Here is a 21944-nt window from a genome sequence, read left to right on the forward strand (position 1 = left end):
TCATAATTTAAAACCTGTTCTAAAAGAATATGACAGAACAGGAAACAGATTATTGCAGCTATACCAAAACTTAAGTAATTTGAATTCAGAAAATAATAAGCACCAAACTGCACCAATACGGTGGCAATACTAAATAGAATAATAAGTGTGGCAATATTAACAGAACCCTTTTCATATAAACCCCTTCTTTCTTTTGTAAATTATCTAAAAAACCGGCCCAAACCGGTATTTATCCAAAAAGTAGAACGATACCTTACATTCAGTCAAATTTATTTAATTCCTATACATATCGAAAGCCGGCTTGACGATAACACCCATGCCTTTGGGTGTTACTTGGAAAAAATAGCCTCTTTTGCTGTTCTTCCCAAGCCTCGGATGCGGGGCTTTAGGCTGAAGAAACTGCAGAACAGTTTCTTTTTCATACTATAATCCTTAATTGATTCGTAATACATGAAACTGTAAGTTGTGAAAAAGTATCCGGGCATTCCCCGTCAATATGCACCCAGTACGGATTGTCCACTTCTATATCAAGTAACCTGCAATTAAATGTTACAACACCTTTAAAATGAATATGTTTACCAAATAATAAAAAAGGTAATACAGTTAAGATTCTAAGCCTGGATACGCCGTGAACGATACATACGGATAACTTTCCATCGTAAGGATCAGCTGCCGGAGCTATCTGCATCCCTCCGCCTTCGTATTTATGAATCATATTTGTTATTAAAAGGATTTTCTTATAGGTTTGAGGCTTACCACCGTCTACAGTAACCATTCCATCCATAAACCGGCAGGATATTAATTGTTTTAAACAGATTATAATATAAGTCAGTTTACCTAATCCGTAACGGTTTAAAAATATTTTTAATTTGGAATGAAAGGTTTCTTCACAGATAGCCGCATCAAAACCTATACCGGAACTTACTGCGAATTTTCTGCTATAATTGGAAACGTAACTTTTTATTAACCCAATATCTACATATTGAAAACGTGATGGGAACAAAATATTCTCAAGGCTCTTAACCGGATCTTTAGGCAGTTTTAAACTTCGTGCAAGATCATTACTGGATCCGGATGGAATATAACCCAAAAGCACATCATTAAAATCGGTAATACCGTTAATCACTTCATTAACCGTTCCATCCCCGCCAAGGACTATAATATTTTTAATACCGGAATAAGTACTGCAAATTTCCATTGCCAATTCAGTCGCATGATTTGGATATCTGGTAATATGGAATGTATAAGATACTTCTTTTTTATCTAATACCTCTTTTACTATATGCCATATTTTAGCTCCTTTTTCCGACCGGGATTTTGGATTAATGATAAAATGATACATAATATACTCCTGTCTGTTTAATCATTCCATTTTTGTATATCTATGTAAATATTATATGATAATCAAATTAAAGTCAAGGAGATGATAATGAGGTAAATTCCGTATTATTTTCTTGAATCCCTATAAACTTATGACAAAATACAGTATGACCTCATGACAAATGTAACTTGTTAATAACCCCGCCGTAAAGTATCATTAAGACATCAAATTAATTAAAAGTTTTTGGGAGGTTTATTATGAGAATAAAAACATCAAATATGTTATGGGGACTTTTCTTCATATTAATCGGAGTTGGCTTTGCAGGAAATGCATTTAATTTATGGAATTTTGAATTGTTCTTCCGCGGATGGTGGACATTATTTATTATCATACCCTGCGCCATCAGTTTAATACAGAACGGTTTCCGTGTCAGCAATTTAGCAGGTTTAATTATTGGTATTATGTTGTTAATGTCCAGTCAGGGTATCGTTGACGGTAATGTTATGGGTAAATTAATTGTACCTTTTATATTTGTACTAATAGGATTTAGTATGATATTTAAAAATATGTTCCATGGTGATAGAAGCCTTCACATCGATGTTAAATACCAGGGCGGTGCGGCAGAACATTCCGCAATTTTTGCAGGAAACAGATATCAGGTAACAGGAGAAAAATTCATGGGTACCACCATTAATGCCATTTTCGGTGGTGTTGACCTGGATCTTAGAAATGCGATTATTGACGAAGATATTGTAATTAATGCAACAGCAGTTTTTGGCGGTATTGATATTTTGGTACCGGCCAATGTTAAAGTAAAGGTATCCAATGTTCCTATTTTTGGCGGTGTTGATAATAAAGCAGGAACATCACCGGACCCTAATGCACCAATCATATTTTTAAATTCAACATGTATGTTTGGGGGGATTGATATAAAATGAGTGAATTCCAAAAAGTAATAAAATATTGTGCCATGGCTTTTGCGGCATTTCTTGCATTTTCCATCATAACAGGTATAGTAACAGCTGTTTTTTCCATAACAGGAATTTTATCGACTACATCAAACAGGAATTTAATCGATATTAACAAAAGTTTTGAAAATGTAAAGAGTTTATCCGTAGATCATGGTATAGGCAGCCTTAATATAATGAGCGGTTCCGGTAATAATGTAGAAGTGGATGCAAAAAATGTAAGCAGCGATTTTGTTGTAGAAAAAAGTTTCAGTGGGGAATTACAGGTTAAAAGTAAGTTCAATTTCTGGAATTTTATCAGCGGAAATAATGGAATTAATGATAAGTCTAAAATAACGATTTATGTTCCGGAAGGAATTTCTTTAGACAGAGTAAAGCTGGATGCCGGTGCGGGTAATATCGATATTGATTCTCTGCAGACTGAAAAGCTTGATATTAATGCGGGAGCAGGTAATATTGAAGGCAGCAGAATTACCGCCGATCAGGTTAAATTAGATGGTGGAGTCGGCGAGATTAATTTTAATGAAGTGAAATTTACAGATTCCGATATTGACAGTGGAGTGGGAAATATAAAACTCCAGGGAGCTTTATATGGAAGAAATAAAATTGATTGCGGAGTCGGTGAGGTAACTCTGGACCTGAATCAAAGTTCGGATGAGTTTAGACTCAGTGTTGAAAAAGGCCTGGGCTCCATCTATATTAACGGTGAAAAATATTCCGACCTGAAATGGAATAATATGAATTCAGATAATGTATTAGATGTGAATGGCGGAGTCGGAGACATCGATATAAATTTTCAATAAAATTCTCAATAAATATTAAAATAATTATTTTATCAATTTTTAAAATAAATCATATATTCTAACAAGAGTTTTTTCAATTGGCATTATTTAATGTCTTGAAGAGACTCTTTTTCATTTCCGGGAATGCAAAGTGAGAATTACAAGCTTGCTTGCAATAATTCGATGTCGCACGCGAACCGAAGAAACTCGCAAAGCATGTTTCTTCCGGTTGGATCGGAAATTGCGTCCTATATGAAAAACGTACCGCTTTGGATCACGATTTGGATGAGGTCAGTGAAAGCTGGCTAAAAATAATTTTAATTTCGGACTGTAAATCGAATACTGTTTGCTATATATGGAAATAAATAATATGAATACAGGAAAGAAGGAATCAGAAACGCCTTGTAAAACTGTAGTTATCTTTAACATGACAATTTTGCTATAATATGATATAATTACCAGATAGTTATTTGGAGTACGTATATTTTACTTGAGATGACATAAATAAGTCTTAGGGCAGTTAGATAAGACTTTTATCCATAATATTATATGCAAATTAAACTTTATTTAAAGGAGGATATGATATGCCGAGAAATTTAAAAAGCAGTAAAGAATTAGGCGGCCTTACTGCTTACGAATTAATCATTGAAGAAGAATTAAAAGACATTAACAGTTTAGGGTTATTATTAAGGCATAAAAAAACCGGTGCCAGAATTGCTGTAATAACCAATGACGATAATAATAAAGTGTTTTCCGTAGGATTTCGTACACCACCTTTTGACAGTACTGGTGTACCGCATATTATTGAACATTCTGTATTATGCGGTTCCAAAGCATTTCCGGCGAAAGATCCTTTTATAGAGTTAGCCAAGGGCTCATTGAATACTTTTTTAAATGCCATTACCTATCCGGATAAAACCATATATCCGGTAGCCAGCTGTAATGATAAGGATTTTCAGAATCTGATGCATGTTTATATGGATGCGGTTTTTTATCCTAATATATATAAGAAAGAAGAGATATTCAGGCAGGAGGGCTGGCATTTTGAATTAGAGGATGAGGAAGCAGAGCTAAAATACAATGGTGTTGTTTATAACGAAATGAAAGGTGCTTTTTCTTCACCGGAACAGCAATTATTCCGTACCATTCAGAATGCTTTATATCCTGATACCTCTTATGGCGTAGAATCAGGCGGAGATCCGGATTTTATTCCGGATTTAAGTTATGAGCAATTTTTGGATTTTCACAGTAGATATTATCATCCTTCCAATAGCTATATCTATCTGTATGGTGATATGGATGTGTTGGAAAAACTTAACTGGCTGGATGAGGAATATTTAAAAGATTTCGGTAACGAACAGATAGATTCGGAAATAAAATATCAGACACCGTTTAGTGAGAGAAAAGAAGTGGAGGCGGTTTATCCGTTAAGCGAAAATGAAGACTGTGCATACAATACCTATTTAAGTTATAGTTTATCTATCGGAACAAGCCTTGACAGAGATTTATGTATGGCTTTCCAGATTCTTGAATATGTCCTGTTGTCCGCTCCGGGTGCTCCCTTAAAGCAGGCTTTATTGGATGCGGGAATCGGAAAAGATATTATAAGCAGCTTTGACGCGGATACCTATCAGCCCATTTTTACTATTATAGCTAAAAATGCGGAGGCTGAGCAAAAAGAACAGTTTGTGACATTAATCCGTGCAACATTAGAGCAATTGGTACTGAAAGGCTTGGATGAAAAGTCCCTTAAGGCTGCTATTAATTACTATGAATTCAAATATAGGGAAGCAGACTTCGGGCAATTCCCGAAAGGCCTGATGTATGGTCTGCAGATGCTTGCAAGCTGGCTGTATGATGATAATAAACCATTTTTAAAATTAAATTCCAATAAAGTATTTGAAGTTTTAAAATCCAAAATTGGTACGGATTATTATACGAAATTAATTACCGGATATCTTTTAAATAATAACCATGTCGCATTGGTAACTTTAAAACCACAGGCTGGCCTTACCGCAATTAAGGAAGAACAATTAAAAAATAAACTTGCGGAGTTTAAAGCAAAGCTTTCCAAAGAGGAAATCAAAAAAATTGTAGATGATACCCGTCACCTGAAAGAATATCAGGATGAACCCTCTTCCAGAGAAGACGTAGAGAAAATTCCATTACTTAGCCGTGAAGATATCGGCAGATCTCCGCTTCCGATCAACAATGAAGAAAAAGAAATAGATGGTATACCGATTATCCATCATAATGTTTATACCAATGGAATTGCTTATCTGAAACTGTTATTTGATTTAGAGGATATTCCCAAAGCATTAATTCCTTATGTAGGCTTATTATCCACAGTGCTTGGATATATTGATACGGAACATTACAGCTATTTGGAATTATCCAACGAGATTAATATACACACCGGCGGTATCAGCAGTGACGTGGCAAGCTTTGGGAAAAAAGGCAGCTCCAGTGAATACCTGCCTACTTTCCAGATCGATGTAAAAGTATTATATGAAGAAATGGATAATGCTTTTGATCTGTTAAAGGAAATTATCAGTTTTACAAAATTGGATGATGAAAAACGTTTATTAGAAATTATATCGGAAATTAAATCAAGACTCCAGATGCATCTAAACTCCTCCGGGCATTCCGCAGCAGTGGACAGAGCAATGTCTTATTTCTCAGAGGCATCCAGGTTTAATGAGGAAACCAGAGGAATTGCATATTATAAATTTATTGAGAGTTTAGAGGCGGATTATCAAAACCGGAAAAATGATTTAATAGATAAAATGAAACTATTAATGAATTATATTTTCCGTAAAGAAAATCTGATCATTAGTTTTACTTCCAATGAGGAAGGCCTTCTAACCTTATCCGGTAAATTACTGCCTTTTGTGGAACAGCTAAAGACAGAACCTGTAGAGAAGGTATCGGAACATTTTAATTTGCATTGCAGCAACGAAGGATTTAAAACCTCCGGGCAGGTACAGTATGTGGCAAGAACCGGTAATTTTTTTAATGCAGGTTATGAGTACACCGGAGCATTGGATGTATTAAAAGTAATAATGAGCTATGACTATTTATGGAATAATATCCGTGTTAAGGGCGGTGCTTACGGCTGTATGTGCGGATTTTCCAGTATCAGCGGCAATGGTTACTTTACTTCTTACCGCGACCCTAATCTGAAAGAAACCAATGAAGTGTATGAGAAAGCAGTCGATTATATCCGTAATTTTAATGCTGATGAGAGGGATATGACGAAATATATTATAGGTACCATAAGCGGAATGGATACCCCCAGGACTCCAAGAACCCAGGGAAATATATCCATGGGCGCTTATTTATCCGGAACTACCCAGGAAGATATCCAGAAACAAAGAGATGAAGTTTTAGGTGTAACCCAGGAGGATATAAGGAAATTAGCGGATATAGTGAAAGCAATTCTGGATTGTAAGAATCTATGTGTTATAGGAAATGAAAAGAAAATAGAGCAAAATAAAGACCTGTTCTTTGAAGTGAAGACATTAATTAAATAATTGTAACTAAAGTGACAGCATGTCAGCGCAGAGTCTGACAAGTCAATAAAAAAGAGCCTGACAAGTCAATAAGTAAGAGTCTGACTTGTCAGACTCTTACTTATCTTATAGATACTTGTGTCCTATAAGATAAGGGCGTAGATGCGGACTTGTTCATTTATTATAAAAAGGTTCGAATATACTAAAAGAGGATAAAAACATGAAAAAAAATGAATTTAAGTCGGGTTTTGTAACCTTAATCGGACGTCCCAATGTGGGGAAATCCACATTAATGAATCATTTAATCGGGCAGAAGATTGCGATTACTTCTGATAAACCACAAACAACCAGAAACAGAATACAGACGGTATACACCGAAGAACACGGACAGATTATATTTTTAGATACTCCGGGTATTCATAAGGCGAAAAACAAGCTGGGTGAGTACATGGTAAATGTTGCGGAGCGAACCCTAAATGAAGTGGATGTCATATTATGGCTGGTGGAACCCACTACTTTTATCGGAGCCGGCGAGAGATATATAGTAGAACAGCTTCAGAAAGTGAAAACTCCGGTTATATTAGTTATTAATAAGGTAGATACAGTTAAAAAAGAGGAAGTATTAAAATTTATCGCTGCGTATAAGGACATTTACTCATTTGCAGATATCATTCCGGTATCAGCTTTAAAAGGGGATAATACCAGGCAGCTTATTGATATTATATTGGGGCACCTGCCTCAGGGGCCGCAGTATTTTGATGAGGATACCATAACAGATCAACCGGAACGGCAGATTGTTGCGGAACTGATTCGCGAGAAAGCTCTTCGCCTTTTAAATGATGAGATTCCCCATGGAATCGCAGTGGCCATTGACCGGATGAAGGAACGCCGGGGAAGTGATATCATTGATATTGATGCTACCATCGTATGCGAACGGGATTCCCATAAAGGAATTATTATAGGAAAAAACGGAGAAAAGCTGAAACGGATCGGAATGGCCGCCAGGAAAGAAATTGAAAATTTGCTGGATATGCATGTAAATTTAAAAATCTGGGTTAAAGTGAAAAAAGATTGGAGAGATAGTGATTTCCTTCTCAAAAATTACGGTTATAACAAACAGGAATTGTAGCCCGCTTTTCCAGTTAATGGTTATTTCGTTTTGTCAAGCCCTTTTGAAAAAAATCCATATGGGATATTCTTATCAGTTTAGAAAAAAACGATATGGTAATCATATTAGTGTAACATATGATAATTTGTGGCGATTCAGTCATGGAGCTTTTTTTCAGTAAGGGGGCATTTTATGAGAAATAAAGATTATTGGGAAAAATTTATTAAAACCGGAAACATATTAGATTATTTGAATTATACGGCTTGTACTTCAGAGGAATTAAATCAGCTGTTATCCATTAATATTAAGGAGGGTGAATACAGTGATGATAGCAGCCTCAGTGATGGGAATGGTTTTATCGACCATGCCTATTGGGGATTATGACAAACGTTTGGTTATATTAACGAAAGAAAAAGGTAAGATTACAGCATTTGCCAAAGGCGCTAGGAAACAAAATAGTGCCTTTTTGGCGTGTAGTCAGCCATTTTCTTTCGGTGAATTTACACTCTATGAAGGGAAAAGTTCTTATAATCTTGTCTCCGTAGAGATCTCCAATTATTTTGAAGAGTTGCGCAGAGATTTGGAGGCTGCTTATTATGGATTATATTTTTGTGAACTAGCGGATTATTTTACCCATGAAAATGAAGATGGAACCCTTATTCTTAAATTATTATACCAGTCCCTGAGGGCGTTAAGTCAAAAGTCTATAATGAGGCCGCTTGTACGGGCTGTTTTTGAGTTGAAAATACTGGAAATAAATGGAGTGGCACCGCAGGTTTTTGGATGTGTGAAATGTGGTAAGACAGATAATCTATATCATTTTAACAGGGAAGAAGGCGGTCTTATCTGCAGCGAATGCCTGAGTGCATTTCCGAAATCAATTAAAATTAATGAATCCACCGTTTACACCATGCAATATATAATTTCTTCTACCATAGAAAAGTTATTTACTTTCACTGTCTCCGATGAAGTTATGTCTGAGCTGAAAAAGTGTGTTGGAAACTATAAGGAAATCTACATAGATAAGAAAATGAAATCCCTGGATATGTTGGAAAAACTTTTCTTATAGTAAATTTAAGTTGAAAATAATCCAATTTAAGGTTACAATGGTAAAAAACTATGTAGCTATACAGTTTACTTGATAAATATGTAAAATTTCCAATTAAACTAATAGTCATAACACTTTAATTTATAGACGGAGGAAATTATTTATGCAAAAGTTTTTACTTTATACAGTTCTGGTCTTTTGTCTTATTTTTACGGCCGGTTGTAAAAATAAAGAAAGAATAATTAGTGTGGATGAAGTTAAAAATAATACGATTTTGGTTAAAAATGATGGTACGGTACAGTCTGCCACAGTTGAAACCTTTGATAAAGAGTATTATAATCTGGATGAATTGAAAACTTTTATTACAGATCAGATAGGAAAGTATAACCAGACAAATGGCCAGGATGCAATCGTATTTGGTTCATTAGATCTTAAAGATGGAAATGCCGTTTTGATATTAAATTATTCAAACTTAGAACATTATAAAACATTCAATAAAGTGGACGCTACATTAACGACCACCGTGGATGCAAAAAGCAGTAATCTTGAATTACCGGACGTATATGTCAGTGCATCGGATGGAGCTTATGCATCCCCTGATGTTGCCCTTAAAAATGATAAATACAAAATTTTGATTGTAAATGAAAAAACAGATGTAATCGTAGACGGTACGGTTAAATATTTTACCAATGCCGCATTATTAAGCAAGTCAAATTTACAGACTAATTCAGAAGAAAAGTCGGTAATTGTTTATAAACCATAAAAAATGGCCAGGTAAGTGGCAGAAATTTGTGCCTGCAGGATTTAAGCACAGATTCAGAGAATGGAGGAAATGATGGAAAAGACAATGGAAAAAATAGTTGCCTTAGCAAAGGCGAGAGGATTTGTATACCCGGGATCCGAGATCTACGGTGGTCTTGCAAACACCTGGGATTATGGCAATCTGGGCGTTGAATTAAAGAATAATGTAAAAAAAGCCTGGTGGTCAAAATTTATTCAGCAAAACCCTTATAATGTGGGTGTTGACTGTGCAATACTAATGAATCCCCAAACCTGGGTAGCTTCCGGACACCTTGGAAGTTTTTCTGATCCCCTTATGGATTGCAAAGAATGTCATGAAAGATTCCGTGCCGATAAAATAATTGAAGATTATGCCCATGATCATGGTATTACATTAGAAAGTTCCGTAGATGCGTGGTCCCATGAAGAAATGGCAAGATATATCGAAGAACATAGTATAAGTTGTCCGACATGTGGAAAACATAATTTTACTGATATTCGTCAATTTAACTTAATGTTTAAAACCTTTCAGGGAGTTACTGAGGATGCAAAGAATGTTGTTTACTTGAGACCGGAAACCGCGCAGGGTATCTTTGTTAATTTCAAAAATGTGCTTAGAACATCCAGAAAAAAATCCCTTTTGGTATCGGACAAATCGGTAAATCCTTCCGTAACGAAATTACTCCCGGTAATTTTACTTTTAGAACTAGGGAATTTGAGCAGATGGAGTTGGAATTTTTCTGTGAACCGGATACGGATTTAGAATGGTTTGCGTATTGGAAACAATTCTGCATCGATTGGTTAAAAACACTCGGAATGAAAGAAGAAGATATGCGTGTCCGTGACCACGAAGCTGCCGAATTATCTTTCTACAGTAAAGCAACAACCGATATTGAATTCCTTTTCCCCTTTGGTTGGGGTGAATTATGGGGAATTGCAGACAGAACGGATTATGATTTAACCCAGCATCAGAATGTATCCAAAGAAGATTTATCCTATTTTGATGATGATAAGAAAATAAAATATGTTCCTTATGTTATTGAGCCATCCTTAGGCGCCGACAGAGTAACGCTTGCTTTTCTTTGCGGAGCTTATGATGAAGAGGAAATCGGAGAAGGGGACATTCGTACGGTTCTTCATTTCCATCCTGCTTTGGCACCGGTAAAAATCGGTGTGTTACCTCTTTCCAAAAAGTTATCCGAGGGAGCGGAGAAAATATATGCCGAACTGAGTAAATTCTATAACTGTGAATTCGATGACAGAGGCAACATCGGAAAACGTTACAGAAGACAGGACGAAATTGGTACTCCATTCTGTGTTACTTATGACTTTGAATCGGAAACTGATGAAAGTGTTACTGTTCGTGACCGTGATACCATGGAGCAGGAAAGAATTAAAATAGCTGATTTAAAGGCATATTTTGAGAAAAAATTTGAATTTTAAAAAAAGAAAAAAATTATTTCCTTATTTAGAAAAGTTATGATATAATGTTAAATGGCGACTAGAAAGTCAAAATTATGAAATATTTTAGGAGGTTATTACTAAAATGGCAAAATGGGTATATTTGTTTAAAGAAGGTAAAGCAGACATGAAAAATCTGCTTGGCGGTAAAGGAGCTAACTTAGCAGAAATGACTAATTTAGGACTTCCTATTCCTCAAGGCTTTACCGTAACAACTGAAGCTTGTACGGACTACTATAACAGCGGTAAGAAAATTACAGACGAAATAAAGGGACAAATCTTTGATGCTTTAAAGATTCTTGAAGAACAGCAGGGAAAGAAATTCGGTGATACTGAAAATCCTTTATTAGTATCCGTTCGTTCAGGAGCTAGAGCTTCCATGCCTGGTATGATGGATACCATTCTTAACTTAGGCTTAACTGACGTTGCAGTTGAAGGCTTTGCTAAGAAGACTGGAAACCCAAGATTTGCATATGACTCATACAGAAGATTTATTCAGATGTTCTCTGACGTAGTAATGGAAATCAGCAAAGCAAAATTTGAAAGAGTATTAGACGAAATCAAAGAAAAGAAAGGTGTTAAATTTGACACTGAACTTACTGCTGATGATTTAAAAGACGTAATTGCACAATTTAAAGCATTATACAAAGCAGAAAAAGGCACAGAATTCCCTCAGGAACCAACAGAACAGTTAATCGAAGCTGTAACTGCAGTTTTCCGTTCCTGGGACAACCCTCGTGCTATTTACTATAGAAGAATGAATGATATTCCTGGAGATTGGGGTACAGCAGTTAACGTTCAGGCCATGGTATTCGGTAACATGGGCGATACTTCAGGTACAGGTGTTGCATTTACACGTAATCCATCCACAGGTGAAGCTAAGATTTATGGTGAGTACTTAATCAATGCACAAGGTGAAGACGTTGTTGCCGGTATCAGAACTCCTCAGCCGATTACCAAACTGGAACAGGATATGCCGGAAGTTTATACGGAATTCATGAGAATTGCTACTTTACTTGAGAATCATTATAAAGATATGCAGGATATGGAATTCACCATTGAAGACAAGAAGCTTTATTTCTTACAAACACGTAATGGTAAGAGAACAGCTCCTGCAGCTCTTCAAATTGCTTGCGATTTAGTTGATGAAGGAAAGATCACAAAAGAAATGGCTATCGCAAGAATTGAAGCGAAATCTTTAGATCAGTTATTACATCCAGGATTTGATGTTAAAGCTTTAAAAGCAGCTAAACCTGTTGGAAAAGCTCTTCCTGCTTCCCCTGGTGCAGCAGCTGGTAAAGTATACTTTACTGCAGAAGACGCTAAAAATTATCATGAAAAAGGCGAAAGAGTTATTCTTGTTCGTCTTGAAACATCACCTGAAGATATCGAAGGTATGCATGCAGCTGAGGGTATCTTAACTGTACGTGGTGGTATGACATCTCACGCTGCCGTTGTTGCACGTGGTATGGGTACTGCTTGTGTATCCGGTTGCGGTGAAATAGTTATCGATGAAGAAGCTAAAGTATTTACTATCGCTGGACAGACTGTAAAAGAAGGAGATTACATCTCTCTTGACGGTTCAACCGGTAACATCTACATTGGAGACATCCCTACAGTAGAAGCTGCTATCAGCGGTAACTTTGATAGAATTATGACATGGGCTGACGAAATCAGAACATTAAAGGTAAGAACCAATGCAGATACTCCTGCAGATGCAGCTAACGCTGTTAAATTTGGTGCAGAAGGTATTGGTCTTTGCCGTACAGAGCACATGTTCTTTGATGCTGACAGAATTCCTAAGATCAGAAAGATGATCCTTTCTAAAACTGTTGAAGCAAGAGAAGCTGCTCTTAATGAATTAATTCCTTTCCAAAAAGGAGATTTCAAAGGTTTATACGAAGTTATGGAAGGAAGACCGGTTACGATCCGTTTCTTAGATCCTCCGTTACATGAATTCGTACCTACAGAAGAAGATGATATCATTGCATTAGCAAAAGACATGGGTCTCTCTGTAGAAGAAGTAAAAGCAACCTGTGATTCTTTACATGAATTCAACCCTATGATGGGACACAGAGGCTGCCGTCTTGCCGTAACTTATCCTGAAATCGCTAAGATGCAGACAAGAGCCGTTATGGAAGCAGCTATCGAAGTTAAACAGGAAAAAGGTTTTGACATTATTCCTGAAATCATGATTCCATTAGTTGGTGAAAAGAGAGAATTAAAATTCGTTAAAGACGTTGTAGTTGAAACAGCAGAAGCAGTTAAGAAAGAAAAAGGATCTGATATCGAATACCATATCGGTACTATGATCGAAATTCCTCGTGCAGCTTTACTTGCTAACGAAATTGCTGAAGAAGCTGAATTCTTCTCCTTCGGTACGAACGATTTAACACAGATGACATTCGGTTTCTCTCGTGATGACGCTGGTAAATTCTTAGATGCTTACTACACCAACAAGATTTATGAATCCGATCCATTCGCAAGACTTGATCAGGATGGTGTTGGCCAGTTAGTTCAGATGGCAGCAGAAAAAGGCCGTAAGACAAGACCAAACATCAAACTTGGTATCTGCGGTGAACACGGTGGAGATCCTTCAACTGTTGAATTCTGCCACAAAGTAGGTCTTAACTATGTATCCTGCTCACCTTTCCGTGTGCCGATCGCTAGACTTGCTGCAGCACAGGCCGTTCTTAACAATAAATAATTGATATATACTAATAAGAGAGAAAGAGGACATTGAGTCCTCTTTTTCACTTATGGAAGACGGCTTGGGCTTACACAGGCTGTATTAAACAATAAATAAGATGAGATTTATACGAGAGAAGAACGTAGTTTTTCTTGAGAATGAGTTAGAGACCCTTATATTGACTGGAAAGGTTGATATAAGGGTCTTTTTTTGGTATGTTGAAACGAATACTATTTATACGTAGAAATCAATTCAAATTAGTGTGCGGGTATGTATAGAAAATTGATGATTATTCGATAATATGACACACTGACGTCATATTCAATGATATATACTTTAAAAAAATTAAGTGGGAGGGTGATGAAATGCATGAAATAAAATATACATACGGCATAATATATAGTTTTGCAGGAACAGGTAAAGCAGGTTACAGCGGAGATGGAGAAAAAGCGGACTTAGCGCAACTAAATGGACCGGCAGGTTTGGCAATTGATAAAGATGATAATATTTATATTGCAGAAATACATAATAGTACAATTCGAAAAGTAGATGCGATAACGAACCATATTACAACAGTGGCTGGTTGTGGCTTGCAGGGTTTTAATGGAGATGGGGGATTGGCAATACATGCTAAGCTAAACGGACCGGAGGGTGTATTTGTAGACGAGTTCGAAAATATATATATTGCTGATACCTATAACCAGCGCATAAGGAGGGTTGATGGTCGGACGGGTATTATAACTACAATTGCCGGATGTGGTGATGCTGGTTATAATGGTGATGGTATTAAGGCATGTGATGCAATGCTCAACAGCCCTGCAGGTGTCGTTGTTGATAAGATGGGAAATGTATATTTTAATGATTATAGAAATGACAGAGTAAGAAAGGTTGATTTGGATGGGATTATTTCCACCTTTGCTGGAACAGGAACGAAAGGTTATAGTGGTGATGGAGAAATAGCTGATAAAGCACAAATAAATGATGTGTATGGGTTGGGTATCGATAAATATGATAATATTTATGTTATGGATAGCTTAAATTTTGCTGTTAGGAGGATAGATGCCGAAACGAAAGTGATAAAAACTATAGTTGGTAAAGGAATACCCGGTCCGATTACTGAATTTGAAAGCGTTTTAAGTAGTTATATTGGGCGGGTTGTTCATGAAAAGGGAACAATAGGAATGGAAGCACCTCATGCAGTGGAAGTCTCTTCGGATGGAATTATAATCATTGCGGATACAGGTCATTACCGTATTCGAGCGATAGATTTGAAACACGATATCGTATATACGATAGCAGGTAATGGGGAAAAGGGGTGCAGCGGAAATAATATGAAAGCGCTTAACGCGAACTTGTGCGTTCATGGATTAAGGATGGATTCAGCTAATAATCTATATTTTAATGATTTCGAGAATCATGTTGTGAGGGTAGTAAGGTTTTAATTAAGAAGCAGGAGGATGGATTCTTTGCATTGCTCACTAGTGAAACACTGCCATACAAGCCGTTTTAAATAATAAGTGAGATGAAAAATTCTCTGAGAGAAGAACGTAGTTTTTCTTGAGAATGAGATAGAGACCCTTATATTGACTTAAAAGTTGATATATGGGTCTCATTCTTTTTATTTTTAATATCATTTAAGTCGATATTTAACAAGTAAGTCAAAAAATTCTCTGTTAGGAGAGTTTAAACTCGCTGAGATATAAATAAAAGTATCAATTAGGAGATTAATTGATATGGAATTTTTTTTGTATCTTGAAAACTTGACAAACATTTTACTCGTTATTTATTAAGAATTTTTGAATCCTGTCTGCTTGATTAACAATTAGGTGACCCATGCCTGGCAACAGATTTATCCATAACCATTTCTTTAAATCTACCTTTTTGAATTATCTCTTGAGGGATAATGGTTGTAGTTTTTATACCATAGTTTATAAATTTTTTTTTAATTCATATCCAGTTGCGGACTTCCAACTTAGTATGCCTAATATTGCTGATTGAATTGTCATAAGTGTACATCCATATGCAATAACATATGTTATTTGAAACATATGTTATTGCATATATCAACATGATTTATTGTTATGATGCTTCTGGATCTAAACCGGGATATATTAAGAAATTGACTGCATTTAACATGTAATTGATAAAGACGGACTATGGGAAGCTATAGATGGGATATTCTATATAACCTTCGTTATTTATTGCTCACCTGTGAACCACTGCAGCACAGGCTGTTCTGAATAATAAGTAAGATAAGAAATTCTCCGTAAGGAGGTTCGAGTTTTAACTTAGACGTAAATATAAATTCCATATCAATTAAAAGATTAGTTAATATGGAATTTTTTGCGTTATTAGACAGATTTGATAAGATTGACATCTAGTGCAAACTTAGCGTTGTAGAAACAAAAATGGAAATCCCTTCATACTTCATTAGAAGCTCTGTACAATGAGTAAAATTCGTATCGAAATACTTATTTCGATATAAATTGAGAATGATCTGTCTGGTTTCTTTAGAGAGGGCGTGAGCAGGAGTACGGCCTCTGTTTCCATGTATAAAAAAAGACTTTCCATCTCGTTTGTATCCGGCAATCATTCTGTTGATATGTCTTTCACTGCAGCCAAACTTCAGAGCAGCATTTTTTTATTTCCGTTTGTGTCTACTAACTTCTTAATTACTTCAAAACGTTTTTCTTCATTCATAGTTAAAATGACCTTTCTCATAACGCCTCCTCATCTGTAAGTCATGAGGATATAGTATAACATAGATTATTCTTTTGGGACATAATCGTATACGGTTACTTAAGACAATATCAAAAATGGTTCAGAAAGAATTACTGGTTGGTCTTATAAATCGCCGGTAAGTTAATAAGTTTTTACGGAGATTATTTACAACATGTTACATTGGTAATAAATTTGTTACTGTATAAGGACCAATATATGTACCGTGTACATATTATTGAATATTGATAATCTCTTTCCAATAAGTGATAATAACAAATAAATGCACTCATTTTTGGGGAGGATAATATGGCTAAATTAATTATTGATACTAATGTTATTATTGGAAAGATTAACCGTAATATATACGGTCATTTTTCAGAGCACCTCGGGCGTTGCATCTAGGCGGTTTGTTTGTGGGTAAAGACTCGACAATTCCTAACACAAATGGAGTACGTAACGATGTTGCAGAAGCGTTGAAGAATATCAAAAACCCTATTCTTCGCTGGCCTGGTGGTTGATTTTACTGACGAATACCATTGGAAAGACGGCAATGGTAACACTCGCAAGAAGATGATAAATGCATCACTGGGTGTTTAAGATAATAGTTTTGGAACACACGAGTTTCCTGAATTGTGTTAACAGCTGGAATGCGAGCCGTATATTACTGGCAATCTCGGTAGAGGCACGGTTCAAGAGATGTCCGAATGGATTGAATACATAACATTTAAAGGTATTTCGCCAATGTCAGATTTGCGATCTAAAAATAGCAGGGTTGAGCCTTGGATACTCAAATATTTTGGCATCGGAAATGAAAACTGGGGTGGTGGTGGAAATATTCGGGCAGAATATTACTCCGATGAATACCGTCGTTTTCAGACGTATTGCCGTAATTTCGGCGACAACAGACGCTATAGGAAGTGCAACGATTTTTGATAACAATATATAAAAATAACTCACCAAGAGAACATTCGTCTTTTAACTCCCGGTTTTCTATGGATAACATTATATATCTGGTGAAAACAACTGCTACATGGGCAGTTATTGCATCATAAGAAAGAGAATGGCATTCTTTACTGAGTCTGAGATAGCTTTTGCAGACATTAAAGAAAACTTCCATATCCCATCGTTTGCCATAAAACACGGATGATTTCATCCTCTTCTATTATTATATCTATAGAAATTAAACAGAGATATTCCTTGCGGTTGTTTTTGTTTCGGACATAAACCACCTTGGCCGTATGAATTCACCATCTTTGATGACATCCACCATTACAGATAAAAGAAACCGTGATTTACCACGACGCTTTTTATTCTGCTTGTAAATTTCGGAAATGACATATCGTTGTTGTTGTAACGGAAAAACACTTTTGGCGTTTTATTCACCATTCGTAGCCGATTTTTTTTACTGCATGAATGGTATTGGGCGATGTAAACCAGCTGTCAAAGAGAACATTTTGCTGGAATAGCTGCCGCCTTAGCGGATTCCAGAAGTTCTAGCATAGCTTTTGTTCCTTTGGTCATAGAAAGCTTGCGACGTTTATATCCTGCTGTCCTTTTGTCCAGTATATTTGCTTCATTTTATTCTCTTTTTCTGTTTTTCTGAAGTTTACAGAATGCTGTTAATCGGCAAAAATGTACTTCCGTCTGATCATCCAAGTGTCAACATACGAAGTCCAAAGCGATAGGCATGCTTGCGTGTTCACTAGGAGAATACGTGTTGACACCGGAGGCTTTTGCTTATGAATAATCCTACTTATTGCAGTATTTTCAAAACCGAGTTCCAGGATCTGGTAGAAGTCAAAAAAGCACTTGGTTTCTCCTATGATGCAGAAGCAGCCAGCTTCCAGCGAATAGACATGTTCTTTGTCCAAAACCACCTTACAGTTAAAATGATTTCCTGGGAGCTTTGCGATGAATGGTGCAAAAAGCGCAGCTATGAAAACGAGCTTTATCCACTATTGTGCTCACAGCAGATATGCTAACATGCTGAAAGTATACCCGTTAGCTGAACCGAAGACATATGTCAGTGTTTACTCTGAATAATTGTTAACAATTAATTTTGTGAAAAGCCGGATGCGGGAAAATCGCACGTCCGGTTCTGTGAAGGGGTATGTCTACCCGACTGGTGCAAAGGCATTGATTCAAGTGTGAAGTTTTAGTAATTTAGTTAACGGTATGTGTGGCCTATACGTGTCTTTTGTTGAGGTACGAGGCTTAAAAAACACGCGCCATTGAGAGCCAAAAAACGAAGGGAGGATAAATAAGATGAAGAGGGTAGTTACAAGGGCAGATGTTGCAGAAGCAGCAGGTGTGTCGGTAGCTTCGGTAAGCCGTGCTATAAATAATTCGGGTTACGTCAAAAAAGAGGTTAAAGAGCGAATCTTGGAGGTGGCAAGAAACATGGGTTATAACCCTAACCCCATCGCATTGTCGTTGTATAGACAAAAGACAAGGCAACTCATTCTCTATCAAAACGAAATAACTGCGCCGTACAACCTTCAATTTTTTAATGGGGCAACAAGGGCTGCTTATAAGCGGGGTTATTCGATATTTCTGGACATTAATTGCGACTTCGATAAAATTAGGAGACATATGGTTGATGGCGTTATGTTTTCTTTGGATTATATAGCAGAAAATTATATCAACACAGTTGGCTTCAATTATCTTTTGCCAGTAGTTGTTGCCACAAATGATGCGAATTTCACGTTTTCTCATCCTGTTCATGAAGTCATTATTGATAATTATAAGGTAGTCAACATAGCAATCGATTATTTTTTGGAAAAAGGGCATCGGAGAATTGGGATGGTTTTACCTGAGAGGGGGAAGCATAGCGAAATACGGTATCAGTTATGGAAAGCGCGAATGAATCAAATTAAACAAGATTTCGAAATAAATATGAACTTAGAAGAACTCGTTGTACGAGCGGAAATTGATGATACCGATAATATGCATATTAATCACCCTGACCCACCGCTCATATTACAACCTTCGGATGATAATTATGCAAATTATTCATCCTTCAATATGGGTAAAAGAGCGGCGAAGAAATACTTGGAAAGTAAAAACCCAGCAACTGCTTTGTTGTGCTTTAACGATGACATGGCGTATGGTTTTATCCGAGGTGTGGAAAAGAGTGGTTTGTGTATACCCGAGGACATTTCAATTATGGGTATAGACGGTATTTATTTACGGGAATGGCTTGAAAAAAAGGTAACAACGGTATCTATCGACCCAGAAAACATTGGCACTCTTGTCACTGATGTTATGATAGATATTTTGGAGAACAAAAATCCAAAGTATAGAAATTGGACTTCGCCAAAAATACTTGAGGGCGAAACGGTCAAAACAATTGCTGTGCGTGAGAGTAAAGACGGTATGAGGAGGGTAATTTGCCCCAAATCAAGCGACCTTTAAATACTGCATTATCCCGATGGGACGCGTCTTTGAGAACGCGAAGACGATGAACCACAATTCGATCCGGGTGTATTTATAGAAAGAGAACATATCTATCTGTATACCGCTTTTTCGGGCATGGTGATGTCTCGAGGGCGGGTGCGATGGTTACAGTGCTTGAGAATGTGGTGTCTGCCAGTAACATCCCAGACAATATTCATAATCATAAATATATGTACATAGGTACATGTTTCTGATATTTGACAATATTGCATAAAAAAGTTAAATTAATTGTGTTATATATGTATAGAATTACATATATTTAAAATCAAAGAAATGATTTACTAAAACTAAGAGGAGGAGATTATATGAAAGTAAAGAAAATTTTAGCGCTTGCTATGGTTCTTGTAGTAATGCTTACCGCTGTAGCATGCAAAAAGGATGCTGAGCCGACGAAGGCTCCAGGTTCCGTAACGAATGCACCTGGCACAACTGAAACACCTGCTACAACTGAAACACCTGCTACAACAGATCCGCTTGCCGATCCATCCGGCGTACTTACACCCGACAAGGAAACAACACTTTCGGTGTGGTTGATGACCGCCGAGCAGGCACCTGCACCTGACAACAAGATCACCAAATTACTTAAAGACAAATTGGGTGTAACAATCAACTATGAAATAGTTTCTCCGGACAACGCTGACCAGAAAATCGGCGTTATGTTAGCAGGTGGTGAATATCCTGACCTGGTTGGCACAACAGATTTAAAGATGCGTCTTCTGGAAGGTGGTGCACTGATCAAACTGGATGATCTCCTTGCTACAGGCAATTATCCAAATCTTAAAACACACGTGGATCCATATATTAAAAAGATGAGTTATAGCGGCAGCGAGGTGGATCCAGGACTATACATAATCCCGAACTATAATCGTTTTTATGGTGAGATCACCGGCGGTATACACTGGGGTACAGCATTCTGGATTCAGAAGGCTGTTCTTGAGGATGCCGGTTACCCAGACCTTACCAACATTACGCTTGAACAATATTTCAAATTGATTGAAGATTACAAGGCAAAATATCCGGAGATTAACGGTCAGAAGACGGTAGGCTTTGCAGTTCTTGCCTCTACCGGACGAGAATGGGGTATGACGAACGCTCCGAACTTCCTTGCGGGTAATCCAAACAACGGTGGCGTTATCGTTGACAGTAATAATGTTGCGACGATTTATGCCGACAAGCCGATTGCACACGACTACTTCAAGATTTTGAATGCTGAGTATGCAAAGGGTATAGTAGACCCTGAATCTTTCACAGAGAATTTTGACCAATATATTGCGAAAATTGCAACAGGCACTGTACTTGGTATGCATGACCAGTATTGGAACTTCCAGACTGCTACACAGTCTTTACAAGGTGCCAAAATGGATGAACGCACGTATGCTCCGGTTATGCCGGTATATCCCGGTGCGGAGCCATACTATGCAGACCGGGATGTTATGAATACAAATCAGGGCTTCGGTGTATCAGTATCCAGCAAACAGCCTGAGACTGCACTTAAATTCGTAGATTTGATGCTGAGCGAGCCTTGGCAAAAGGTTTTGTCATGGGGTATTGAAGGAGAAGACTATGAAGTTGACAGCGATGGCAAGTTTTACCGTACGGAGCAGCAACGAATTAACTACAAGGATTTGACATGGCGTTCCAGCAACAGGTTAACTGCGTTACTTGATTTATTGCCAAAGCACAATGGGCAGTACACCGACGGTAATGCCTACAGCCCGGATGACCAACCTACTGAATTCTATGATACATTAAGCGATTATGATAAGGCTTTCATGAAAGCCTATGGCAAGCAGACATGGCGTCAGTTCGTGAACAGCCCGCCTGAAAATCCAGTGTATTATCCATGTTGGAATATCACACTGAGTGACGATGCCACTGAGGTTAACCAACAGCTTACTGATGCGGGAGTGCAGTATTTGCCAAAAGCAATTACGGGTTCAGTAGATGACTTCGAAAGTAACTGGACTAAATATGTTGATACCATAAAGAAAGTGGATGTAAAGGTGTATGAAGATGCTATAAACGCAGGCATTCAGGAACGTATTAAAAACTGGAAGTAATCACTAAATTTATGTAAGACTATGGGGGATTCAATGCC

13 protein-coding genes and 3 pseudogenes are annotated in these 21944 nt (G+C 37.1%); 14 read left to right on the forward strand and 2 right to left on the reverse strand.

The features are described from left to right. Positions 1 to 418: 418 nt before the first annotated feature. Positions 419 to 1342: a diacylglycerol/lipid kinase family protein gene (locus Ana3638_RS08545; RefSeq protein ID WP_161837643.1), complete on the reverse strand. Its 924-nt coding sequence runs from the start codon at positions 1340 to 1342 to the stop codon at positions 419 to 421. 236 nt (positions 1343 to 1578) lie between these two features. Here Ana3638_RS08545 and Ana3638_RS08550 point away from each other — a divergent pair, with 236 nt between their 5' ends. The 11 genes and pseudogenes from Ana3638_RS08550 to Ana3638_RS26745 form a co-directional block, all read left to right on the forward strand. Then, a complete protein-coding gene (locus Ana3638_RS08550; RefSeq protein ID WP_161837644.1) occupies positions 1579 to 2259 on the forward strand; it encodes a LiaF transmembrane domain-containing protein in 681 nt (226 codons plus the stop codon). Continuing rightward, positions 2256 to 3092, forward strand: coding sequence for a DUF4097 family beta strand repeat-containing protein (locus Ana3638_RS08555; RefSeq protein ID WP_161837645.1), 837 nt, complete (start codon positions 2256 to 2258; stop codon positions 3090 to 3092). The genes Ana3638_RS08550 and Ana3638_RS08555 overlap by 4 nt, the downstream gene beginning before the upstream one ends. Before the next feature lie 563 nt (positions 3093 to 3655). Then, entirely contained in the window at positions 3656 to 6604 is a 2949-nt protein-coding gene (locus Ana3638_RS08560) for an insulinase family protein (protein WP_161837646.1), read from the forward strand. Between the two features lie 199 nt (positions 6605 to 6803). Continuing rightward, on the forward strand, positions 6804 to 7712 hold the full coding sequence (era, locus tag Ana3638_RS08565) for a GTPase Era (RefSeq protein WP_161837647.1): 909 nt from the start codon (positions 6804 to 6806) through the stop codon (positions 7710 to 7712). Between the two features lie 171 nt (positions 7713 to 7883). After that, positions 7884 to 8075, forward strand: a complete 192-nt coding sequence (locus Ana3638_RS08570; protein ID WP_161837648.1) for a hypothetical protein — start codon at positions 7884 to 7886, stop codon at positions 8073 to 8075. Next, entirely contained in the window at positions 8017 to 8760 is a 744-nt protein-coding gene (recO, locus tag Ana3638_RS08575) for a DNA repair protein RecO (RefSeq protein WP_161840495.1), read from the forward strand. The genes Ana3638_RS08570 and recO overlap by 59 nt, the downstream gene beginning before the upstream one ends. 142 nt (positions 8761 to 8902) lie before the next feature. Beyond that, on the forward strand, positions 8903 to 9502 hold the full coding sequence (locus Ana3638_RS08580) for a hypothetical protein (protein WP_161837649.1): 600 nt from the start codon (positions 8903 to 8905) through the stop codon (positions 9500 to 9502). Positions 9503 to 9574: 72 nt separating this feature from the next. Continuing rightward, positions 9575 to 10962, forward strand: a pseudogene (locus tag Ana3638_RS26740) (glycine--tRNA ligase). A 103-nt stretch (positions 10963 to 11065) separates the two neighbouring features. Further along, a complete protein-coding gene (gene ppdK / locus Ana3638_RS08590) occupies positions 11066 to 13687 on the forward strand; it encodes a pyruvate, phosphate dikinase (protein ID WP_161837650.1) in 2622 nt (873 codons plus the stop codon). 347 nt (positions 13688 to 14034) lie between these two features. Further along, complete coding sequence (locus Ana3638_RS08595) at positions 14035 to 15111, forward strand: NHL domain-containing protein (protein WP_161837651.1); 1077 nt, start codon at positions 14035 to 14037, stop codon at positions 15109 to 15111. Positions 15112 to 16696: 1585 nt separating this feature from the next. Next, positions 16697 to 17308: pseudogene (locus Ana3638_RS26745) on the forward strand (alpha-N-arabinofuranosidase); the annotation flags it as partial. A 22-nt stretch (positions 17309 to 17330) separates the two neighbouring features. Here the strand turns inward: Ana3638_RS26745 and Ana3638_RS27240 are convergent. Next, positions 17331 to 18083: pseudogene (locus Ana3638_RS27240) on the reverse strand (IS4 family transposase); the annotation flags it as partial. 46 nt (positions 18084 to 18129) lie between these two features. Here Ana3638_RS27240 and Ana3638_RS08600 point away from each other — a divergent pair. The 3 genes from Ana3638_RS08600 to Ana3638_RS08610 all read left to right on the forward strand — a co-directional run bounded on the left by Ana3638_RS08600 (position 18130) and on the right by Ana3638_RS08610 (position 21906). After that, a complete protein-coding gene (locus Ana3638_RS08600; protein ID WP_161837652.1) occupies positions 18130 to 18372 on the forward strand; it encodes a hypothetical protein in 243 nt (80 codons plus the stop codon). Between the two features lie 283 nt (positions 18373 to 18655). Then, a complete protein-coding gene (locus Ana3638_RS08605; RefSeq protein ID WP_161837653.1) occupies positions 18656 to 19804 on the forward strand; it encodes a LacI family DNA-binding transcriptional regulator in 1149 nt (382 codons plus the stop codon). A gap of 347 nt (positions 19805 to 20151) precedes the next feature. Next, positions 20152 to 21906: an extracellular solute-binding protein gene (locus Ana3638_RS08610; protein ID WP_161837654.1), complete on the forward strand. Its 1755-nt coding sequence runs from the start codon at positions 20152 to 20154 to the stop codon at positions 21904 to 21906. Positions 21907 to 21944: the final 38 nt, after the last annotated feature.

The organism is Anaerocolumna sedimenticola (genome assembly GCF_009931695.1).
GTDB classification, from domain to species: Bacteria; Bacillota; Clostridia; order Lachnospirales; family Lachnospiraceae; genus Anaerocolumna; species Anaerocolumna sedimenticola.